Annotated in this window: 18 protein-coding genes; 11 read left to right on the top strand and 7 right to left on the bottom strand. The window is 71.6% G+C overall.

From position 1 onward, the window contains the following. Complete coding sequence (locus OG371_RS25875; RefSeq protein ID WP_329057733.1) at positions 1 to 582, top strand: TetR family transcriptional regulator; 582 nt, start codon at positions 1 to 3, stop codon at positions 580 to 582. An 18-nt stretch (positions 583 to 600) separates the two neighbouring features. Here the strand turns inward: OG371_RS25875 and OG371_RS25870 are convergent, their stop codons facing one another. From OG371_RS25870 to OG371_RS25860, 3 genes are read right to left on the bottom strand one after another with little or no spacing between them, the layout of a single operon-like run. Next, positions 601 to 1,602: a Gfo/Idh/MocA family protein gene (locus tag OG371_RS25870; RefSeq protein ID WP_329057731.1), complete on the bottom strand. Its 1,002-nt coding sequence runs from the start codon at positions 1,600 to 1,602 to the stop codon at positions 601 to 603. A 40-nt stretch (positions 1,603 to 1,642) separates the two neighbouring features. Continuing rightward, complete coding sequence (locus OG371_RS25865; RefSeq protein WP_329057729.1) at positions 1,643 to 3,136, bottom strand: CoA-acylating methylmalonate-semialdehyde dehydrogenase; 1,494 nt, start codon at positions 3,134 to 3,136, stop codon at positions 1,643 to 1,645. A 25-nt stretch (positions 3,137 to 3,161) separates the two neighbouring features. Further along, a complete protein-coding gene (locus tag OG371_RS25860) occupies positions 3,162 to 4,163 on the bottom strand; it encodes a LacI family DNA-binding transcriptional regulator (RefSeq protein WP_329057727.1) in 1,002 nt (333 codons plus the stop codon). Between the two features lie 223 nt (positions 4,164 to 4,386). On the opposite strand from OG371_RS25860, the gene OG371_RS25855 reads away from it, so the two are divergent. The 8 genes from OG371_RS25855 to iolD all read left to right on the top strand — a co-directional run bounded on the left by OG371_RS25855 (position 4,387) and on the right by iolD (position 12,807). Beyond that, positions 4,387 to 5,274, top strand: coding sequence for a sugar phosphate isomerase/epimerase family protein (locus tag OG371_RS25855; protein ID WP_329057725.1), 888 nt, complete (start codon positions 4,387 to 4,389; stop codon positions 5,272 to 5,274). 34 nt (positions 5,275 to 5,308) lie between these two features. Continuing rightward, on the top strand, positions 5,309 to 6,328 hold the full coding sequence (locus OG371_RS25850; protein WP_329057723.1) for a sugar ABC transporter substrate-binding protein: 1,020 nt from the start codon (positions 5,309 to 5,311) through the stop codon (positions 6,326 to 6,328). Further along, the gene (locus OG371_RS25845; RefSeq protein ID WP_091623513.1) at positions 6,325 to 7,359 is read left to right on the top strand and encodes an ABC transporter permease; all 1,035 of its coding nucleotides are present in this window, start codon (positions 6,325 to 6,327) and stop codon (positions 7,357 to 7,359) included. The genes OG371_RS25850 and OG371_RS25845 overlap by 4 nt, the downstream gene beginning before the upstream one ends. Beyond that, the gene (locus OG371_RS25840; RefSeq protein WP_329057720.1) at positions 7,356 to 8,138 is read left to right on the top strand and encodes an ATP-binding cassette domain-containing protein; all 783 of its coding nucleotides are present in this window, start codon (positions 7,356 to 7,358) and stop codon (positions 8,136 to 8,138) included. Before OG371_RS25845 ends, OG371_RS25840 begins: the two co-directional genes overlap by 4 nt. 43 nt (positions 8,139 to 8,181) lie before the next feature. Continuing rightward, on the top strand, positions 8,182 to 9,123 hold the full coding sequence (iolC, locus tag OG371_RS25835) for a 5-dehydro-2-deoxygluconokinase (RefSeq protein WP_329073265.1): 942 nt from the start codon (positions 8,182 to 8,184) through the stop codon (positions 9,121 to 9,123). Continuing rightward, complete coding sequence (locus OG371_RS25830; protein ID WP_329057719.1) at positions 9,120 to 10,016, top strand: Cgl0159 family (beta/alpha)8-fold protein; 897 nt, start codon at positions 9,120 to 9,122, stop codon at positions 10,014 to 10,016. The genes iolC and OG371_RS25830 overlap by 4 nt, the downstream gene beginning before the upstream one ends. Then, positions 10,013 to 10,903 carry a 5-deoxy-glucuronate isomerase gene (gene iolB, locus OG371_RS25825; protein WP_329057717.1) on the top strand — a complete coding sequence of 297 codons (891 nt, stop codon included), beginning with the start codon at positions 10,013 to 10,015 and terminating at the stop codon, positions 10,901 to 10,903. The genes OG371_RS25830 and iolB overlap by 4 nt, the downstream gene beginning before the upstream one ends. Positions 10,904 to 10,968: 65 nt before the next feature. After that, entirely contained in the window at positions 10,969 to 12,807 is a 1,839-nt protein-coding gene (gene iolD / locus OG371_RS25820) for a 3D-(3,5/4)-trihydroxycyclohexane-1,2-dione acylhydrolase (decyclizing) (protein ID WP_329073264.1), read from the top strand. Here the strand turns inward: iolD and OG371_RS25815 are convergent. Both OG371_RS25815 and OG371_RS25810 read right to left on the bottom strand, forming a co-directional pair. Beyond that, positions 12,801 to 13,625 carry an alpha/beta fold hydrolase gene (locus OG371_RS25815; RefSeq protein WP_329057715.1) on the bottom strand — a complete coding sequence of 275 codons (825 nt, stop codon included), beginning with the start codon at positions 13,623 to 13,625 and terminating at the stop codon, positions 12,801 to 12,803. The genes iolD and OG371_RS25815 overlap by 7 nt on opposite strands. Before the next feature lie 110 nt (positions 13,626 to 13,735). Beyond that, complete coding sequence (locus OG371_RS25810) at positions 13,736 to 14,173, bottom strand: MarR family winged helix-turn-helix transcriptional regulator (protein WP_329057713.1); 438 nt, start codon at positions 14,171 to 14,173, stop codon at positions 13,736 to 13,738. Between the two features lie 141 nt (positions 14,174 to 14,314). Between OG371_RS25810 and OG371_RS25805 the strand changes: the two genes are divergently transcribed. Both OG371_RS25805 and OG371_RS25800 read left to right on the top strand, forming a co-directional pair. After that, a complete protein-coding gene (locus OG371_RS25805) occupies positions 14,315 to 14,914 on the top strand; it encodes a cysteine hydrolase family protein (RefSeq protein ID WP_329057712.1) in 600 nt (199 codons plus the stop codon). A 7-nt stretch (positions 14,915 to 14,921) separates the two neighbouring features. After that, positions 14,922 to 16,343 (top strand): MFS transporter, encoded by a 1,422-nt coding sequence (locus tag OG371_RS25800; protein WP_329057710.1) that lies wholly within the window; start codon positions 14,922 to 14,924, stop codon positions 16,341 to 16,343. Here the strand turns inward: OG371_RS25800 and OG371_RS25795 are convergent. Both OG371_RS25795 and OG371_RS25790 read right to left on the bottom strand, forming a co-directional pair. Further along, positions 16,340 to 17,458, bottom strand: a complete 1,119-nt coding sequence (locus OG371_RS25795; protein WP_329057708.1) for an NAD(P)-binding domain-containing protein — start codon at positions 17,456 to 17,458, stop codon at positions 16,340 to 16,342. The two genes, OG371_RS25800 and OG371_RS25795, sit on opposite strands and share 4 nt — an antisense overlap. A 44-nt stretch (positions 17,459 to 17,502) precedes the next feature. Continuing rightward, on the bottom strand, positions 17,503 to 18,717 hold the full coding sequence (locus OG371_RS25790) for a GGDEF domain-containing protein (RefSeq protein ID WP_329073263.1): 1,215 nt from the start codon (positions 18,715 to 18,717) through the stop codon (positions 17,503 to 17,505). Positions 18,718 to 18,877 lie beyond the last annotated feature (160 nt).

Genomic DNA, 18,877 nt, shown 5'->3' with positions numbered 1-18,877 from the left:
ATGGGCAGACCTCCGGCGTACAGCACCGAGCAGTTCCTCGACGCGGCCACCACGCTGTTCGCCGAGGGCGGCGCCCGGGCCGTGACGATGGCGGCGACGGCGAAGGCCGCGGGCGCGCCGAGCGGCTCGATCTACCACCGCTTCGCCGACCGCCCGGCGCTGCTGGCCGACCTGTGGATCGGCACCCTGCGCGCCTTTCAGGACAGCTACCTCGCCACGCTCGGCGAAGCGGCGACGCTCGACACCGCTGTGGCCGCCGCGGCGAGCGTGGTGCATTGGTGCCGCGCCAATCCCGCGCGGGCCCGCGTGCTGGACGCCGGGCTGCAGGCCTTCTCCCCGGCGCTGTGGTCGGCCGCGGCGACCGCCGAACTCGCCCGCGCCGAAGACGAGCTGAAGGCCGCGCTGAAACACGCCACCGCGGCCCTTCCGTCGAGCACCGGCTGCTCCGCCGAAGACGTGGTGCTGGCACTGGTCGAGGTCCCGCGCGCGGTGATCCACCGCTACCTCACGGCCGGCCGCACTCCCCCGCCCAAGGCCGCCGAGCTGGTGGCCCGGTCGGCCCGCAAACTGCTGCGGCCCTGACCACGAAGTCGTTGCCCCTCAACGGCGGACTTCGGCCACCCGCACCGGCCGGCGCTCGCGGCGGGAGACCTCGCAGGCTTCGGCGATGTAGAAGGCTTCCAGCGCGTCCCGGCCGCCGGCCGGGCTCGGCACGCGGCCCGCGGCGACGTCCAGGAACACCTTCAGCTCCGCGGTATACGCAGGTCGGAACCGCTCCATGAAGCCGGGGTACGCCGGTCCGGGCAACGGCGCGAAGCCGGGCTCGACCGAGCGGAGCGGCGCGCGGTCGTCCAAGCCCACCACCACGTTCGCGGTCGAGCCGAGGGCCTCGAAGCGCACGTCGTAACCCGCGCCGTTGTAGCGGGTGAGGGAGACGGTGGCGAGGGTGCCGTCGTCCAGGGTCAGCGTCGCGGCGGCGGTGTCGACGTCGCCCGCTTCGGCGAAGAAGGCCTCGCCGCGGTTGGCGCCCAGCGCGTACACCTCTTCGACCTCGCGGCCGGTGACCCAGCGGATGATGTCGAAGTCGTGCACGCCGCAGTCGCGGAACAGGCCGCCGGAATGGGCCACGTACTCCGCGGGCGGCGGCGCCGGGTCCAGCGTCGTGGCCCGCACCGTGTGCAGCCAGCCGAGTTCGCCGCCCGCCACGGCCGCGCGCGCGGCCTGGTAGCCGGCGTCGAACCGGCGCTGGAAGCCGATCTGCACCGGCACGTCCGAGCCCTCGATCCGGTCGAGCACGGCGAGCGTGCCGGGGATGTCCGCGGCCACCGGCTTTTCGCAGAAGACCGGGATGCCCGCGTCCACGGCCTGGATGATCAGGCCCGGGTGCGCGTCCGTGGCCGCGGTGACCACCAGCCCGTCGAGCCCGGCGCCGAACAGCGCGTCGATGTCGTCCGCGGCCTCGACGCCGAGTTTGGCCGCCGTGGCCCGCGCCCGCGCCGTGTCGACGTCGGCGACGATCAGCGAAGAGACGTCTTCGAACCCCTTGAGCGTCTCGGCGTGCGCGGTGCCGATCCGGCCGGTCCCGGCCAGTCCCAACCTCATCGTTGAACTCCTCTTGCTGGTACGTGGGTGAAGCAGTGAGCTAGCCGTGGGTCGGGAAGCCGAGGTCGACGCCGTGGGCCTGGCGCGGCCAGCGCGACGTCACGGCCTTGGCCCTGGTGTAGAAGCGGACGCCCTCGGCCCCGTGCACGTGGGTGTCGCCGAAGAGGGAGTCCTTCCAGCCGCCGAAGGAGTAGTAGGCCATCGGGACCGGGATGGGCACGTTGATGCCGACCATGCCGACCGTCACGCGGCGCTCGAACTCGCGCGCGGCCAGCCCGTCGGCGGTGAAGATGGCGGTGCCGTTGCCGTACGGGTTGGCGTTGACGAGTTCCAGCGCGGCTTCGAACGAATCCGCCCGCACCACGGCGAGCACCGGGCCGAAGATCTCGTCGGTGTACACGCTCATCTCGGGCGTCACGTGGTCGAACAGCGTGGGGCCGACCCAGAAACCGTCGCTGTGCCCATCGGGTGCGCAGCCACGGCCGTCGACGACCAGCTTCGCGCCAGCCGCCTCCCCAGCGTCTACATAGGACACAACGCGGTCCCGCGCGGCCGCGGTGACGACCGGGCCCATCTGCGAGGCCTCGTCGGTGCCCGGGCCGGTCTTGAGCTGGCGGGTGCGCTCGGCGATGGCCTCGACCAGCGCATCGCCCGTCTCGCCGACCGCGACGACCACGGAGATGGCCATGCAGCGTTCGCCCGCGCTGCCGTAACCGGCGGACACGGCGGCGTCGGCCGCGCCGTCGAGGTCCGCGTCCGGCAGCACGACCATGTGGTTCTTGGCGCCGCCGAGCGCCTGCACCCGCTTGCCCGCGGCCGTCGCCGTTTCGTAGACGTGCCGCGCGATCGGGGTGGACCCGACAAACGAGACGCCCGCGACGTCCGGGTGCGTGAGCAGCGCGTTCACCGCCTCGGCGTCGCCCTGGACGACGTTGAGCACGCCCGGCGGCAGGCCGGCCTCGGCGAACAGCTCCGCCAGCCGCACCGAAGCCGACGGGTCGCGGTCGGAAGGCTTGAGCACAAAGGTGTTCCCGCAGGCGATGGCGACCGGGAACATCCACATCGGCACCATCACCGGGAAGTTGAACGGGGTGATGCCGGCGACCACGCCGAGCGGCTGCCGCAGCGAATACGCGTCGATGCCGCGGGAGACCTGCTCGGAGCGCTCGCCCTTGAGCACCTGCGCGATGCCGCAGGCGAACTCCACCACCTCGAGGCCGCGCTGGACCTCGCCGGCGGCGTCGGAGAGCACCTTGCCGTGCTCGGCGGTGATCAACCCGGCCAGCTCGTCCCGGTGGTCCACCACGAGCTGGCGGAACGCGAACATGACCTTCGCGCGCTGCGAAAGCGAGCTGTCGGCCCAGTCACGCGAGGCCTTCACCGCCGACGCGACCGCGGCGTCCACATCGGACTGCCCGGCGAGCACCACCTGACGGGCCACCTCGCCGGTCGCGGGCTGGAAGACGTCGCCGCGGCGGCTCGAGACGCCGGGGGCACGGACGCCGTCGATCCAGTGCTGGACGAGTTCGGTCACGGGGTTCTCCACTCCTGGAACGGATCTAGCGGCGCGCGGTGGTCGAGCGGACCACCAGGGAGGGCTGCAGCAGGTGCCGGACCGATTTGGCGCGCTCGCCGCGCACCCGCTCCAGCAGGGTTTCGAGGGCCAGCCGGCCCATTTCGGTGCGCGGCTGGTCCACAGTGGTCAGTGAGATGTGCCGGAGGCTGGCCAGCGACGTGTTGTCGTAGCCGACCACGGAGACGTCGCCGGGCACGCGCAGGCCGTTCTCCTCCAGCGCCGAGATCGCGCCGACGGCGTTGAAGTCGTTGCCCGCCAACAATCCGGTCGGCAAGTCCGCCCGGTCGTAGGTGGACAGCAGCTCCCGCACGGCCTTCTCCCCGGCGGTGTCGGTGTGCTCACTGCGCACCACGATCGGCTCCAGCCCGTGCTCGAGCATCGCGGCCTGGTACCCACGCCGGCGCGCGGCGGCCGTGCTGACCGCCAGACCGCCGGCGAGGTGCGCGATCCGCCGGTGGCCGAGGCTCACCAGGTGGTCGACGGCCAGCCGGGAGCCGACCTCGCCGTCGTCGTTGACCGTGTCGACGCCGGACACCCGCGAGGTCCGGGACACCAGCACGGTCGGGCACTGGAGCCCGGCCGCTTCGAGGGCGGCCGTCGGCACCACCGGCGAGAGCAGCACGATTCCGGCCGGGCGAAAGGAAAGCAGGCTCCGCAACGCCGCGCTCTCCCGTGCCGGAATCCGCCCGCCGGTGTTGAGGATCAGGTCGAACCCGGCCGTCTGCGCCGCCGCGTCGAGCCCCTCAACAACGTCGGCGAAGAAGGCGTTTCGCAGGTCGCTCACCATCACACCGAGCACAGTGGACGTGCGGCTGGCCAGCGAGCGGGCCATCACGTGCGGCGAGTAGCCCAGCTCGTCGGCCGCGGCCAGCACGGCCTGACGGCGGATCGCCGAAACCTTCGGCGAATTACGCATCACCAAGGACACCAGCGCCCGGGAAACGCCCGCCCGCGCGGCGACGTCCTCCATGGTGGGCCTCACCATTCGCGGACCTCCGAGCCTGGGATGGGAGCCGGCATCCGGCCTTGACTTCGCTGTGCCGGACGTTACATTATTAGAGCGCTCCAATCAATAGAGCGCTCCAACGCCACCCCGCCGGGCGCCGTGCCGAAGGGCCGTCCGGGCGCATCACCGGGCTGCCGAATCGCAGCGCTGCCAACCACAGAGCCGTTCAACCACAGAGCAGCCGACTCACCGAGAGGGATCCATGACCGCGAAGCCGAGCATCCGCATCGCCGCCGCGCCGATCTCCTGGGGCGTGTGCGAAGTGCCCGGCTGGGGCCGGGTGCTCGACGCGCCGACCGTGCTGGGCGAGATGGCCGAGCTGGGGGTCACCGCCACGGAGCTGGGCCCGCCCGGATATCTGCCACGCGACCCCGTCGAACTGAAAACCCTGCTGGGCAGCCACGGACTCCGGCTGATCGGCGGCTTCCTCGCCGTGGTGCTGCACGAGAATCCCGAAGCCGCGCTCGCCGAGGCCGAGGACTCCGCCGCGCTGTTCGCCGCGTGTGGCGCCGAAGTGCTGGTGCTCGCGGCGGCGACCGGGCTCGAAGGCTACGACGAACGGCCCGCGCTCAGCGAAGCCGAATGGTCCACATTGATCAGCACCGCGGCGAAGATCCGGGACGTGGCGGCGGCGCACGGGCTCACCACCGTGCTGCACCCGCACGTCGGCACCCACGCCGAGAGCCAGGCCGAGGTCGAGCGGTTCCTCGCCGACTCCGACCTGCCGCTGTGCCTGGACACCGGCCACCTGCTGATCGGCGGCACGGACCCGGTGGAGCTGGCCAGGAAGTTCCCGGACCGCGTCGGGCACCTGCACCTGAAGGACGTGCGCGGCGAGCTGGCCGAGGCCGTCCGCGCCGGGAAGGTCCCGTACGCCGAGGCGGTGGGCCAGGGCCTGTACGTCCCGCTCGGAGAGGGTGACGTGGACATCGAAGCCATGGTTCGCTTCGTGCACGAAGCGGGCTACGACGGCTGGTACGTCCTCGAGCAGGACACCGCGCTGGACGAGCGCAGCCCGGTGGACCTGCCGAAGCGGGACGTGGCGGCCAGCCTCGCCCACCTCGGCGAAATCGTCAGCCGGCTCGGCTGACGCGTACCGAAGGAAGAAGCGAGGAGAGACGACGATGTCCCATCGCTTGAAGCGCGGCCGGCCGCGCCGGCCCGGGATCGGCCGGGTCAAAGCCGGCCTGGCCGCCGTGGCCGGGTTGCTGCTGCTGTCCGCGTGCACCGGCCCGGCCGCCGAAGAAAAGGCCCCGCCCACCGGCGCTCCGGTGGAGAGCAGCGGCCCGCTCAAGGTTGCGGTGATCACGCACGGCACCGCGGGCGACGCGTTCTGGAACGTGGTGAAAAACGGCGCCGAGCAAGCCGGCAAGGACCTGGGCGTGCAGGTCGAGTACAACTCCGACGGCGACCCGGGTGCCCAGGCCAAGCTGATCGACAATGCCGTCGCCCAGCAGATCGGCGGCCTGGTGGTGTCGATGGCGAACCCGGAGGCGCTCCAGCCCTCGATCGAGGCGGCGGTGCACGCGGGCATCCCGGTGATCACCATCAACTCCGGCGAGGACAAGAGCGCGGCGTTCGGCGCGCTGACCCACGTGGGCCAGAACGAGACGATCGCCGGGCAGGAGGCCGGGAAGAGGTTCAAGGACCTGGGCAAGAAGAAGCTGCTCTGCGTCGTGCACGAGGCCGGCAACGTCGGCCAGGCGCAGCGCTGCGACGGTGCGAAGGCCGGGTTCGGCGGCGCCGTGCAGACGCTGCAGGTGGACATCACCAACCCCACCGACGCCGAGTCGCGCATCCGCGGCGCGGTGCAGACCGACCCGTCGATCGACGCGGTGCTCACGCTGAGCTCGCAAGTGGCGGCGCGCGCGGTGAGCGCGATCAAGACCGTGGGCTCGAAGGCGCAGGTCGGCACGTTCGACCTGAACTCCGACGTGGTGGCCGCGATCAAGACCGGCGACGTGCTCTTCGCCGTCGACCAGCAGCAGTACGAGCAGGGCTACCTGCCGGTGATGTTCCTGAAGCTCTACCGGGACAACGCGAACGTCGTCGGCGGCGGCAAGCCGGTGCTCACCGGCCCCGACCTGGTCGACAAATCCACAGTGGACAAGGTCGGCCAGTACGTGCAAAGGGGCACCCGATGACCACCACCACGCTCGACGAGCGGTTCGTGAAACCGCGGCTGCGCGACCGGCTGATCGTCCGGCCGGAGATCGGCTCGCTGCTCGGCGCCATTGTCGTATTCCTGTTCTTCACCTTTGTCACGGACAAGTTCTTCAGCGCCAGCGGCGCCGCGACCTGGCTCGACGACGCGGCGACGCTCGGCATCATGGCCGTCGCCGTCTCGCTGCTGATGGTCGGCGGCGAGTTCGACCTGTCCGCGGGCGTGATGACGGCGTCGACCTCGCTGGTCACGGCGATCCTCGCCACCGAAGCGGGCTGGAACGTCTGGCTGGCGCTGCTGGTCTCGCTGGTGTTCGCGCTGGCGGTCGGCGCGTTCAACGGCTGGCTGGTGATGAAAACCGGGCTGCCCAGTTTCATCGTCACGCTCGGCACGTTCCTCGCGTTGCAGGGGTTGAACCTGGGCGTCACGCGGCTGGTGACCGGCACCGTGCAGGTGTCCGGCATGCGCTCGACCGACGGTTACGCCTCGGCCGGGTTCGTGTTCGCCTCCACGGTGGACATCGGGGGCACGCCGTTCCAGATCTCCATCGTGTGGTGGATCGGCGTCGCCGCGGTGGCTTCATGGCTGCTGGTGCGCACGCGTTTCGGCAACTGGATCTTCGCGGTCGGCGGCTCCTCGCCCAGCTCCCGCGCGGTCGGCGTGCCGGTGGTGCGCACGAAGATCCTGCTGTTCATGGGCACGGCGCTCGCGGCGTGGCTGGTCGGCTCGATCAACATCCTGCGGTTCGCCACCGTGCAGGCGAACCAGGGCATCGGGCTGGAGTTCCAGTACATCATCGCGGCGGTGATCGGCGGCTGCCTGCTCACCGGCGGCTTCGGCTCGGCCGTGGGCGCGGCGATCGGCGCGCTGATCTTCGGCATGGCGCGCCAGGGCATCGTGTTCGCCGGCTGGGACAGCGACTGGTTCATGCTGTTCCTCGGCATCATGCTGCTGGCCGCGGTCCTGGTCAACAACGCCTTCCGGCGACGCGCGGAAAGGGTCCGGCGATGAACGCGCTGATCGAAGTCAAGGACATCGGCAAGATGTACGGCAGCGTGGTGGCGCTGCGCGATGTGTCCACTGTGGTCAACGCGGGCGAGGTCACCTGCGTGCTCGGCGACAACGGCGCCGGGAAGTCCACGCTGATCAAGATCCTGGCCGGGGTGCACCAGCACGACCGCGGCGAGTTCCTGGTGGAAGGCGAGCCGGTGCGGTTCACCTCGCCGCGCGAGGCGCTGGACCGCGGCATCGCCACGGTGTACCAGGACCTCGCGGTGGTGCCGCTGATGAGCGTGTGGCGCAACTTCTTCCTCGGCTCCGAGCCCACGGTCGGCTTCGGCCCGTTCCGTGCGCTGGACCGGAAGAAGGGCCGGGAGACCACCAAGAAGGCGTTGGCCGACATGGGCATCGACCTTCGTGACGTCGAACAGCCGGTGGGCACGCTCTCGGGTGGTGAGCGGCAATGCGTCGCGATCGCGCGGGCGGTCCACTTCGGCGCCAAGGTGCTGATCCTCGACGAGCCGACTGCCGCGCTCGGCGTGAAGCAGGCCGGGGTGGTGCTCAAGTACGTCGCGCAGGCCCGTGACCGCGGGCTCGGCGTTGTGCTCATCACGCACAACCCGCACCACGCGTACCCGGTCGCGGACCGGTTCCTGCTGCTCAAGCGGGGCGCGGCGCTCGGCTCGTACGAGAAGCCGGAGATCGACATCGGCGAGCTGACCCGGCAGATGGCGGGCGGCGCCGAACTGGAAGCGCTGGAACACGAGCTGCGGGCCGCGGAGACGCCCTGACGCAGGTGGTCCCGCGGAGGTGGCTGTGACGATCGAGGAGAGCATGAGCACCAAGACGACGATCGAAGCACTGACCGTCGGCCGGGTCGGGGTGGACCTCTACCCCGAGCAGAGCGGCGTGCCGCTGGCCGAGGTGGCCACCTTCGCCAAGTCGCTCGGCGGGACCGCGACCAACGTCGCGGTCGCCGCCGCGCGGCTCGGGCGCCGCACCGGCGTGCTGACGAAAGTCGGCCCGGACGGGTTCGGCGACTACGTGCGCCAGGCGCTGAGCGGGTTCGGCGTCACGCCGGAGCACGTCGGCACCTCGCCGGAGCTCCAGACGCCGGTGGTGTTCTGCGAGCTGAACCCGCCCGCCGACCCGCCGCTGCTGTTCTACCGCTCCCCCATCGCGCCCGACCTCACGCTGACCGAGGCGGACGTGCCGTGGGACGTCGTGCGTTCGGTGCCTTTGCTTTGGGTGACCGGCACCGGCGTCTCCACCGAACCGGCGCGGGCCACCCAACGCAAGATGCTGGAAGCCCGCGGACGGCGCGAGCACACCGTGCTGGACCTGGACTACCGGCCGATGTTCTGGCCGGACGCCGCCACGGCGCGGGCGGAGATCGGCTGGATGCTGGACCACGTGACCGTCGCGGTCGGCAACCGGGCCGAGGCAGAGGTCGCCGTCGGCACCGCCGAGCCGGACGAGGCGGCGGACCGGATGCTCGCGCGCGGCCTGCGGCTCGCCGTGATCAAGAAGGGGGCCGACGGCGTGCTGGTCGCCACCCCCGAGGGCCGCTGGACCGTGCCGCCGCAACGGGTCGAGGTGGTCTGCGGCCTCGGGGCCGGCGACGGCTTCGGCGGCGCGCTGGTGCACGGGCTGCTGTCCGGCTGGGACCCGGTGCGCATCGCGGAGTACGCGAACGCGGCGGGCGCTCTGGTCGCCTCGCGGCTGGCCTGCGCCGACGCCATGCCCACCGCCGCCGAAATCGAGGAGATGCTGTGACGCCCCTGCTGACCGACGCGCGCTGGAGCGAGCTGCTGCGGGTGCGGGCGACCGACCCGGGCGCGGTACGGCGCGCGTACGCCTCGCGACGACGGCGCGAGAACCTGTTGTCGGACAAGGGAACGCTGTTCCTGGTGGCGGCGGACCACCCAGCCCGCGGCGCGCTCGGCGTCGGCGGCGACCCGCTGGCGATGGCCGACCGCCGCTCGCTGCTGGAGCGATTGCTGGTGGCGCTGGCGAACCCGGCCGTGGACGGCCTGCTCGGCACCCCCGACGTGGTCGAGGAGCTGCTGCTGCTCGACGCGCTGCACGACAAGGTCGTGATCGGCTCGATGAACCGCGGCGGGCTGGCCGGCGCCGACTGGGAGATCGACGACCGGTTCACCGGCTACCACGCGTCCTCGCTGGTCGACTCCCGGCTCGACGGCGGCAAGATGCTGCTGCGCCTGGTCGACTCCGACGCCGGCACGGTGCCGACCCTCCAGGCCTGCGCGGACGCGGTCACCGAACTGGCCGCGTTCGGCATGATGGCCATGGTCGAGCCGCTGCCGTACACGCGTGAAGACGGGCGGCTGGTGCTGCAGAAGGACGCGACGTCGCTGGCGCGGGCCGTCACTGTGGCGTCCGGCATCGGTGTCTCGTCCGCGCACACCTGGCTGAAGCTCCCGTCCACTGAGGACGCCGCCGTGCTGGGCGCCACCACGCTGCCGGTGGTGATCCTGGGCGGGGTGCCGAGCGGCGACCCCGCCGCCGACCTGGTGTCGTGGGGCCGCACCCTGCGCCACGAGGTGGTGCGCGGGCTGGTGGTGGGCCGGAGCCTGCTGTACCCGCCGGACGGTGACGTCGGCGCCGCCGTGGAAGCCGCCGCGAAGACCCTGGAGGCCGCGAAGTGAGCCAGCTGCACCGTCCACTCGGGACACTGACCGACGGCGTCGACCCGGTCCGGCTGACCCCGGAAGCGGCGGGCTGGGCGTACACCGGCCTGCAGGTGCTCAAGGTCGGCACCCGGCTGCCGCGGGTGGTGGAGACCGGCGAGTTCGAGGCGTTCGTGCTGCCGCTGTCCGGCTCGCTCTCGGTCCGCGTCGACGGCGAGGAGTTCGAGCTGGACGGCCGCGAGTCGGTGTTCAGCCGGGTCACGGACTTCGTCTACGTGCCGCGTGACGCCGAGGTCGTGCTCACCTCGACCACCGGCGCCGAGGTCGCGCTGCCGATGGCCCGGTGCACCCGCCGGCTGGAGCCGAAGTACGGCCCGGCCGAGGACGTGCCGGTGGAGGTGCGCGGCGCCGGGCCGGCGACTCGGCAGGTGACCAATTTCGGCACGCCCGGGGTGTGGGACCACGCGGACAAGCTGAACGCGTGCGAGCTGATCACCCCCGGCGGCAACTGGTCCTCGTACCCGCCGCACAAACACGACGAGGCCTCGGACTGCGAGGTCGTCAACGAAGAGGTCTATTACTTCCGCATCGCCGGGCGGGACGGCGTCACGCCTTCACGCGAGGGCTTCGGCCTGCACCGCACGTACACCGCGGATGGCGAGCTGAACGAGGACGTGGCGGTGCGCGACGGCGACGTTTTCCTGATCCCGCGCGGATATCACGGCCCCTGCGTCGCGGCGCCGGGTTACCCGATGTATTACCTGAACGTGCTGGCCGGCCCGGCCGAGGAGCGGTCCATGGCGTTCTGCGACGACCCGGCGCACGGCTGGGTCCGCGACACCTGGCCGGACAGTTACCTGGACCCGCGGTGCCCGGTCACCAGTTATGAAGGGCGGGTCTCATGAATTCTTCATGGGGTCCGGGGGCAGAGCTCCCGGCGGGGGCGCGGGGGCTCGGCCCCCGCAAGACACTGAGGCTCACCACGGCACAGGCATTGGTGCGCTGGCTGCTCGCGCAGCGCTCGGAAACCCTGGACGGGCGCGAGGTCCCGCTGTTCCCCGGGGTGTTCGCGATCTTCGGGCACGGCAACGTGCTCGGCCTCGGCACCGCCTTGGAAGAGCAACGCGACCGGATTCCGGTCTGGCGCGGGCACACCGAGCAGGGCATGGCGCTCGCGGCCGTCGGCTATGCGAAGGCGACACAGCGTCGGCAGGTCGGCGTGGTGACGTCGTCGATCGGGCCGGGCGCGCTGAACATGGTGACCGCGGCGGGGGTCGCGCACGCGAACCGGCTGCCGGTGCTGCTGCTGCCGGGCGACACGTTCGTCAGCCGCGCGCCGGACCCGGTGCTCCAGCAAGTGGAGCCCTTCCACGACGGCACAGCCACGGTCAACGACGCCTTCCGCGCGGTCAGCCGCTACTTCGACCGGATCACCCGGCCCGAGCAGCTGCTGGCGACGCTGCCGCAGGTCGCGCGGGTGCTCACCGATCCCGCGGACGCCGGGCCGGTCACGCTGGCGCTGCCGCAGGACGTCCAGGCCGAGACCTACGACTTCCCCGAGGCACTGTTCGAGCCGGTCACGCACCGGCTGCCGCGCCCGCGGCCGGACCGCCGCGCGCTGACCGAGGCGGCCGCCGCCCTGCGCTCGGCCCGCCGTCCGCTGCTGGTGCTGGGCGGCGGCGTCCGCTATTCGGGCGCCGGCCGCCGCGCGCTGGATTTCGCGCAGCGGCACGGGATTCCGGTCACGGAGACCACGGCGGGCCGGACGCTGGTGCCGCACACCCACGAGCTGCACGCCGGTCCGCTGGGCATCACCGGCTCGACCTCGGCGAACGTCATGGCCGCGGCGGCCGACGTGGTGCTGGCGGTCGGGACCCGGCTGCAGGACTTCACCACGGCGTCGTGGACCGTGTTCTCCCCCGACGTCCGGCTGGTCACGCTGAACGCGGCCCGGTTCGACGCGGTCAAGCACGGCGCGCTCGCCGTGGTGGGCGATGCGGACGCCGGACTTGCCGACCTCAGCGCGCAGCTGGAGAGCTGGCGCGTCGATCCACAGTGGACGGCGCGGGCGGCCGAGGAGCGGGCCCGCTGGGACGCCCACATCGACTCGCTGCGTGCCGCGCCGTCGGAGATCCCCAGCTACGCGCAGGTCGTCGGGGTGGTGAACGACCTGTCGGAGCCGCGCGACTACGTGATGACCGCGTCGGGCGGCCTGCCCGGTGAGCTGATCGGCGGCTGGCGCGGCTCCGGCGAGGTGAGCATGGACGTCGAGTACGGCTTCTCCTGCATGGGTTACGAGCTGTCCGGCGCGTGGGGCGCGGCGATCGCGCACACCGAGGGCCTGGTGACCACGCTCCTGGGCGACGGCTCGTACCTGATGCTGAACTCGGACCTGTTCTCCGCCGCCTTCGCGGGCCACCCGCTCGTCGCGGTCGTCTGCGACAACGACGGCTACGCGGTCATCGCGCGGCTTCAGCAGGGACAGGGCGGGAAGCCGTTCAACAACTTCTACGCCGACTGCCGCACTTCGCACGCTTCGCCGCCACGCGTGGACTTCGCGCGTCACGCCGAGTCGCTGGGCTGCGCGGTCTTCACCGCGACGTCGCTGGACGACGTGCGCGGCGCGTACGCGAAAGCCCGCGCCGCCGCCGTCGCAGAAAGCCGTCCGGCGGTGGTTGTGGTGCGGACGCAGCCTTCGGCCTGGACGGAAGCCGGCGCGTGGTGGGAGGTCGGCGTGCCGGAGCACCTCGCCGGCCGCCCGGACTTCGACGCCGCGAAGCCCGGGCAGGTGCGTTACCTGCGTCAGTAGAGCTGTTCGAGCCAGGGCCGCAGCACGGGCAGGACGGCCTTGGCCTGCATGGCAGTCATGTGGTCGAGCCCGTCGAGAACCTCGACGGTCCAGCCCCGTTCGGCCAGTTCGGCGCGGCTGTTCTCGAACGGGCCCACGATGTCGACCGTCACGCCGCCCCAGCGTTCGCCGTACTCGATCCGGTCGGCCGAGCCCGCGAAGCACAGCCGCGGGCAGGCCGGCCGGGCCGCGTGGTCGTCGAAGCCTTTCAGGGCCTCGTAGAGCGTGACGAACTGCCGGGTCTGGCCGGTCGACATAGTGACTTCGACGGAGTCCCAGTCCCCTTTTTCGGCGTTCTGGGGAGTTCCGGACGGCCCGGCGACGGCCATCTCGTGGGTGGCCCGCGTGACCGCCAGCATTTCCCGGTACGGCCCGTCGATCGGCGGGAAGCCACCCATCGCCAATCCGTCGAGCCGGTCGGTCCGCAGAGCCAGCTGCAACCCGGCCAACGCCAGCCAGGAATAACCGTAGTAGGCAAACCGCGGCGCCTGCACCGTATCCGCAACAGCCAGAAAATCAGCGACGACGGCGTCCGGCGTGAGACTGTCCGGCCGCGGATGCGCCATCACGTGCCCCTCGTAATCAAAGGCGGCCACGCGGAACCCGGCCAGCCCGTCGATCAGCGACCGCCCGAGCGCCGGGTCCGCGCCCCACTGCCGCATCGCCTCGGCCTGCGCGCCTTCGACCGGTCGCGGGTTCACCGGGAGCAGCACCACCGGTCCGTCACCGTGGACCTCGATCTCGAGCACACTGCCGTCGGCCAAGGTGGCCTCAACCATGCCCAGCTCCATCTCTTTACGTCATAAAGTGTTAGCTCGGTCGAGGGTAGCAGAGAGCTCGTGAGTGTTTAGAACGGTTCTAACCGTTCTAAACACTCACGAGTCCTGAGTCAGCCGTCGGCGAGGCGCTCCATGATCTGCGCCGCCTTCGCCAGCGTCCGGCGCTCGGCGGATGAGAGGTGCTTCTCGATGGCCTCTTCGAGCCAGGCCTCGCGGATCGCGGGAATCGCCGAGAGCAGTTTGCGGCCCGCGGGGGTCACCGAGATGAGCGTCTTGCGTCCGTCAGTGGGGTCCGGGCCGCGGTCGACGAGGCCCTCGCGGTCGAGGGCGGCCACCGTTTCGGCCATCGATTGAGGACGGACGTGCTCCGCCGCGGCGAGGGCGCTGACCGTCGTGGGCCCTTCCTCGCCGATGCGGCTGAGCGTGGTGATCTGCGACCAAGCCCAGCGCCGATCGGCGGGCGCGGACTCGGTCCGCAGCCGCGCCCGCAGCCGGGTCATCGCGTGCGGGAGCAGGCGAGCGAGGTCGCGGGGAAGTGGCGCCGTCATGGCTGAGGACTCTATCCCGGCTGCCGGGCCCCGGCGGTCACCTGTACAGTTAGACAGGTAACCTGTTCAGTTACCCTGTGTATTACGAGCGGCCGAAGCAGCCGTCTTGTCCCGGCCCGCAGCCAAAGGAGAGCAAGTCCCGTGACCACACCCACCACCGAACCGGCCATCGAATCGCGGCGGACCGCGTTGCTGCTGATGGATTTCCAGCCCGCGATCCTGAGCCACCTGACCGAGCCGGCCGCCGTGCTGGAGAGCGCCAAGACCGCGCTGGACTGGGCGCGCGAGCACGACGTCAAGGCCGTGTTCGTGCGGGTGGCGTTCGCGCCGGAGGACTACGACGCGATGCCCCACCACCACAAGGCGTTCGGCCCCGTCAGGCAGGGGCGCCTGTTCGCCGACGGCGACCCGTCACTCGAAATCGATCCCGCGCTGGAAGTGCGCGAGGGGGACATCGTCGTCCGCAAGACCCGCTTCGGCGCCTTCAGCACCACCGATCTGCACACCCTGCTCGGCGACGAGTCGATCGACACCCTCGTGGTCGGCGGCATCTCGACCGCCGGGGTGGTGCTCTCGACCGTCCGCGACGCCTCCGACCAGGACTACCGGATCTTCGTGCTCGCCGACGCCACCGCCGACCCCGACCCGGAGGTCCACCGCGTCGTCCTGGAGAAGGTCCTTTCACACCAGGCGGACGTGATCACCACGGCCGACCTGAAGTCACTGATCCGCGAGGACTGACCGGCCGATGACCTCTTCCGACACCACCGGACCGGCCATCGCCGGACAAGCGGGCGATGACAAGAAGCGCGGGGCCTTCTCCTGGCGCTTCGTCACCCCGCTGTACATCAGCTCGGCCCTGAACCCGATCAACAGCTCGCTCATCGCGACCGCGCTGGTGCCGATCTCGCACGCGATGGGCGTCTCGGTCGGGGCGACCGCGGTCCTGGTGTCGGCGCTCTACCTGGCCAGCTCGGTCGCCCAGCCCACCGCGGGCAAACTCGCCGAAGAGCTGGGCCCGCGCCGGGTGTTCCTCACCGGCATCGTGCTGGTGCTCGCGGGCGGCCTCGTCGGCGGCTTCGGCACCAGCCTGACGACGCTGACCGTCGCGCGGGTCCTGATCGGGATCGGCACTTCGGCCGGGTACCCGGCGGCGATGGTGCTCATCCGCCGCCGGGCGCTCGGGGCGGGGCTGAGCGATCCGCCCGGCGGGGTGCTCGGCGGCCTGTCCATCGCGGGCACGGTCACCGTCGCGGTCGGCCCGCCCATCGGCGGCCTGCTGGTGGCCGCGTCCGGCTGGCGCTCGGCGTTCCTGGTCAACCTCCCGGTCACCGTGATCGCGCTCCTGCTGGCAATCCTCTGGGTGCCCCGCGACGCGCCGCTGGAGCGCCGTCCGCTGCGGGAGCTGGCCGGCCGCATCGACGTCGGCGGCATCGTGCTGTTCGGCGGCATGATGAGCGCCCTGCTGGTCTTCCTGCTGTCACTGCCCGCGCCGAATTGGCTTCCCCTGGGGATTTCCGTCGTGCTGGGCCTCGGGCTGGTGGTGTGGGAACGACGGTCGGCCACGCCGTTCATCGACCTGCGGCTGCTCGTGTCCAACCTCGCGCTCACCCGCACGTACCTGCGCGGCGCGCTCACGCTGCTGGCGTTCTACACGGTGCTCTACGGCCTGACCCAATGGCTGGAGGCAGCCCACGGGCTCCCGCCGCAGGAAGCCGGGCTGGTGCTGCTGCCGATGGGCATCCTCGCCGCGGTGGTGTCGCAGCCGATCTCGGCCCGCAACCTGGTGCGCGGCCCGCTCATCGTCGGCGCGGCGAGCCTGATCCTGGCCTCGGCCGCCGTCCTGCTGTTCACTTCCAGCACCCCGGTCCTGCTCATCGTCGGCGTGACGCTGCTGTTCGCGATCACGCTGGGCGCGACGACAGTCAGCAACCAGACGGCCCTCTACACGCAGGCGCCGGCCGATCAGGTCGGCACCGCCGCCGGGCTGTTCCGGACGTTCAGCTACCTCGGGTCCATCGCCTCGTCCACCGTCACCGGGATCGTCTTCCGCCACCAGGTCACCGACTCCGGGCTGCACGTGATCGCCGGGATCCTGGCCGCCGTCAGCGTGGTCGTGCTGGTCATGACGGTCTTCGACCGCGCGCTCAAGACCCCGCGGCGCAACTAGCGCCCGAGCAGCCGCCGCACCTCGTGCACGGCGGCGCGGCCCGCCCGGTTGGCGCCGACGGTGCTGGCCGACGGGCCGTAGCCGACCAGGTGCAGGCGCGGCTCGTCGACCACGCGGGTGCCGTCCATCCGGATGCCGCCGCCCGGCGTGCGCAGGTGCAGCGGCGCGAGGTGGTCGAGGGCGGCGCGGAAGCCGGTCGCCCAGAGGATCATGTCGGCGGGCTCGAACGTGCCGTCCGCCCAGACGACGCCTTCGGGCACCAGCCGCTCGAACATCGGCCTGCGGTCAAGGAAACCGGCCGCGCGGGCGGCGCGCACCTCCGGCGTCACGGCGAGGTCTGTCACGCTGACCACGCTCTCCGGCGGCAGGCCCTCGCGCACGCGCCGTTCGACCTTCGCAACGGCGTCGCGGCCCCAGTCCTCGCTGAACGGCTCCTCGCGCCACACCGGCGGACGGCGCGTGACCCACGTCGTCGACCGGGCGACCGGGCCGATCTCCATCAGCAGCTGCACCGCCGACGTGCCACCGCCGACGACCACCACGCGGCTCCCCCGGAACTGCTCCGCGCCGGTGTAACCGGCGGTGTGCAACTGCCGTCCGGCGAACGTCTCCTGGCCCGGGTAGTGCGGCCAGAACGGCCGGTCCCAGGTGCCCGTCGCGCTGATCACGGCCCGCGCGGCCCAGGTCTCGGCCGGGCTCTCGACGAGCAGCCGGTCGCCCTCGCGGCGAACCGCCGTGACGTCGACGGGCCGTCGCACGGGCAGCGAGAACGCCTTCTCGAACCGGCCGAAGTACTCGGAGACGACTTCGCTCGCCGGCCGCGTGATGTCCGGCGTGCCGAAGGCCATGCCGGGCAGGTCGTAGATGCCGTGCACCTTGCCCAGCACCAGCGAAGGCCAGCGGTACTGCCACGCTCCGCCGGGGCGTTTTCCGTGGTCCAGCACGACATACGTCGCCTTGGGGGGTCCAGGGGGGCTTGTCCCCCGGCGGGGTTCCGGGGTTCGACCCCGGGAGACATCGTCGGCGAACCCCGCGCGACGCAGGTGGTAGGCGGCCGAAAGACCGGCCTGCCCGGCCCCGATGACCACCACGTCCGGCTCGTGATCGGCACTCATACAACGTTCAACAACAACGGCGGCCCGGTATTTCGAGCCCCGGCTCACACGGCGACGCGGTTGCGCCCGGCGTCCTTCGCCCGGTAGAGCGCGGCGTCGGCGGAGCGCAGCACCTGGTCGAGAGTGGCGCCGGCCGCCGGGTAACACGCGACGCCGACGGAGACCGAAAGCCCGTCGACCCGGGCGGAACCGGAGACGACCACGGCCAGCTCCCCCACCGCGACGCGGACGCGTTCGGCGATGCCCATCACGTGCGTGTCGCCGGTGGCGGGCAACAGCACCACGAACTCCTCGCCGCCGAACCGGCCGACGGTGTCGCTGGTGCGCACCGAATCCTCGATCGCCACGGCGACCGCGGCCAGCACCTCGTCGCCGGTCAGGTGGCCGTACGTGTCGTTGATCCGCTTGAAGTGGTCGAGGTCGATCATCAGCACGGCGAACTCGCTGCCCGGGCCGCGCCGGCGCGCGCGGGTGTACTCGCGGGTGGCGAGGTCGTGCCAGCCGGCGGTGTTCAGCAGGCCGGTCTTCTCGTCCGTGACGGCGGCGACCTGCAACTGCTGTTTCAGCAGCAGATAACGGTGCAGCAGCAGCAACGGGGCGACCACGAAGACCACCAGCACCGGCTGCGCGACCAGCGCGAGCGCGGCCAGCCCGCCGAGGCACAGGGTCGCCAGCTCGAAGGCGTTGTCCTCCCAGGTGCCGATCAGGTCCGCGGCCGCGCGGCTGGCCGTGTAGAGGTAGATCCCGACCGCGACCAGCGCGACGTTCACCAGCTCGAACACGGCCGCCGCCAGCACCAGCGCGAACACCCCGCGCCAGGTTTCGAGGCCGGCCTGGTTGAGGCCGTCGACCGTCAGCACGGCAGAAGCGGCGAAGCAGGAAAGCATGGCCCACGCCGTGCTGGCTGCGAAGCGATGCGCGGGCCGCGTACGCACGCCTCGCCAGACGCGCAGCCACAGATGCAGGTACAGCACGAGCGCGAGCAACGCGACCCACGCGGGCGGCAGCAGGAAGGCACCGGCGAGGTACCAGACGGACGTGACGTTGATGTGCGTCTGGCCGCTCATCCACCGGCGCGCCCGCTCGATCCGCCGCGCCATCTCAGCCTGCGCGATGCCGAGCCCGACCAGCACCAGGAACGACACCGGCCGCACCGGGCCGCCGAACTCGACCGCCAGCCCGCCGATCACGGCCACCGTGGCCACCAGCTCGCACCCGGCCGCGTACACGATCCAGCGTTTCCGGGCGACGGACCACATCGTCCAGCGGGACGGCCAGCCGGGCCACGCCGAAAGCGTGGCCCGGGAGACGGCTCCCTGCATCGTGACGCCCCCACTGCGAAAAGTCGGCCGGCGAGGTTGCCCAGAGTATCCGTCAGCCCCCGGTCGCGTCGCCGACCCGGGGGATTTCCGCGTCAAT

It is taken from the genome of Amycolatopsis sp. NBC_01480 (assembly GCF_036227205.1).
Classification (GTDB): domain Bacteria; phylum Actinomycetota; class Actinomycetes; order Mycobacteriales; family Pseudonocardiaceae; genus Amycolatopsis.
Note: the sequence above shows the minus strand (reverse complement) of the source record. Positions and strands in the feature narration are given on the sequence as shown.

What these genes read in the sequence shown, in the direction of transcription:
- OG371_RS25855 (WP_329057725.1), top strand. Translation starts at nt 4,387, where the DNA reads ATGACCGCGAAGCCGAGCATCCGCATCGCCGCCGCGCCGATCTCCTGG.
- OG371_RS25840 (WP_329057720.1), top strand. Translation starts at nt 7,356, where the DNA reads ATGAACGCGCTGATCGAAGTCAAGGACATCGGCAAGATGTACGGCAGC.
- OG371_RS25815 (WP_329057715.1), bottom strand. Translation starts at nt 13,625, where the DNA reads ATGGTTGAGGCCACCTTGGCCGACGGCAGTGTGCTCGAGATCGAGGTC.
- OG371_RS25810 (WP_329057713.1), bottom strand. Translation starts at nt 14,173, where the DNA reads ATGACGGCGCCACTTCCCCGCGACCTCGCTCGCCTGCTCCCGCACGCG.
- OG371_RS25800 (WP_329057710.1), top strand. Translation starts at nt 14,922, where the DNA reads ATGACCTCTTCCGACACCACCGGACCGGCCATCGCCGGACAAGCGGGC.
- OG371_RS25875 (WP_329057733.1), top strand. Translation starts at nt 1, where the DNA reads ATGGGCAGACCTCCGGCGTACAGCACCGAGCAGTTCCTCGACGCGGCC.
- OG371_RS25860 (WP_329057727.1), bottom strand. Translation starts at nt 4,163, where the DNA reads ATGGTGAGGCCCACCATGGAGGACGTCGCCGCGCGGGCGGGCGTTTCC.
- OG371_RS25850 (WP_329057723.1), top strand. Translation starts at nt 5,309, where the DNA reads ATGTCCCATCGCTTGAAGCGCGGCCGGCCGCGCCGGCCCGGGATCGGC.
- OG371_RS25870 (WP_329057731.1), bottom strand. Translation starts at nt 1,602, where the DNA reads ATGAGGTTGGGACTGGCCGGGACCGGCCGGATCGGCACCGCGCACGCC.
- OG371_RS25795 (WP_329057708.1), bottom strand. Translation starts at nt 17,458, where the DNA reads ATGAGTGCCGATCACGAGCCGGACGTGGTGGTCATCGGGGCCGGGCAG.
- iolC (WP_329073265.1), top strand. Translation starts at nt 8,182, where the DNA reads ATGAGCACCAAGACGACGATCGAAGCACTGACCGTCGGCCGGGTCGGG.
- OG371_RS25790 (WP_329073263.1), bottom strand. Translation starts at nt 18,717, where the DNA reads ATGTGGTCCGTCGCCCGGAAACGCTGGATCGTGTACGCGGCCGGGTGC.
- OG371_RS25845 (WP_091623513.1), top strand. Translation starts at nt 6,325, where the DNA reads ATGACCACCACCACGCTCGACGAGCGGTTCGTGAAACCGCGGCTGCGC.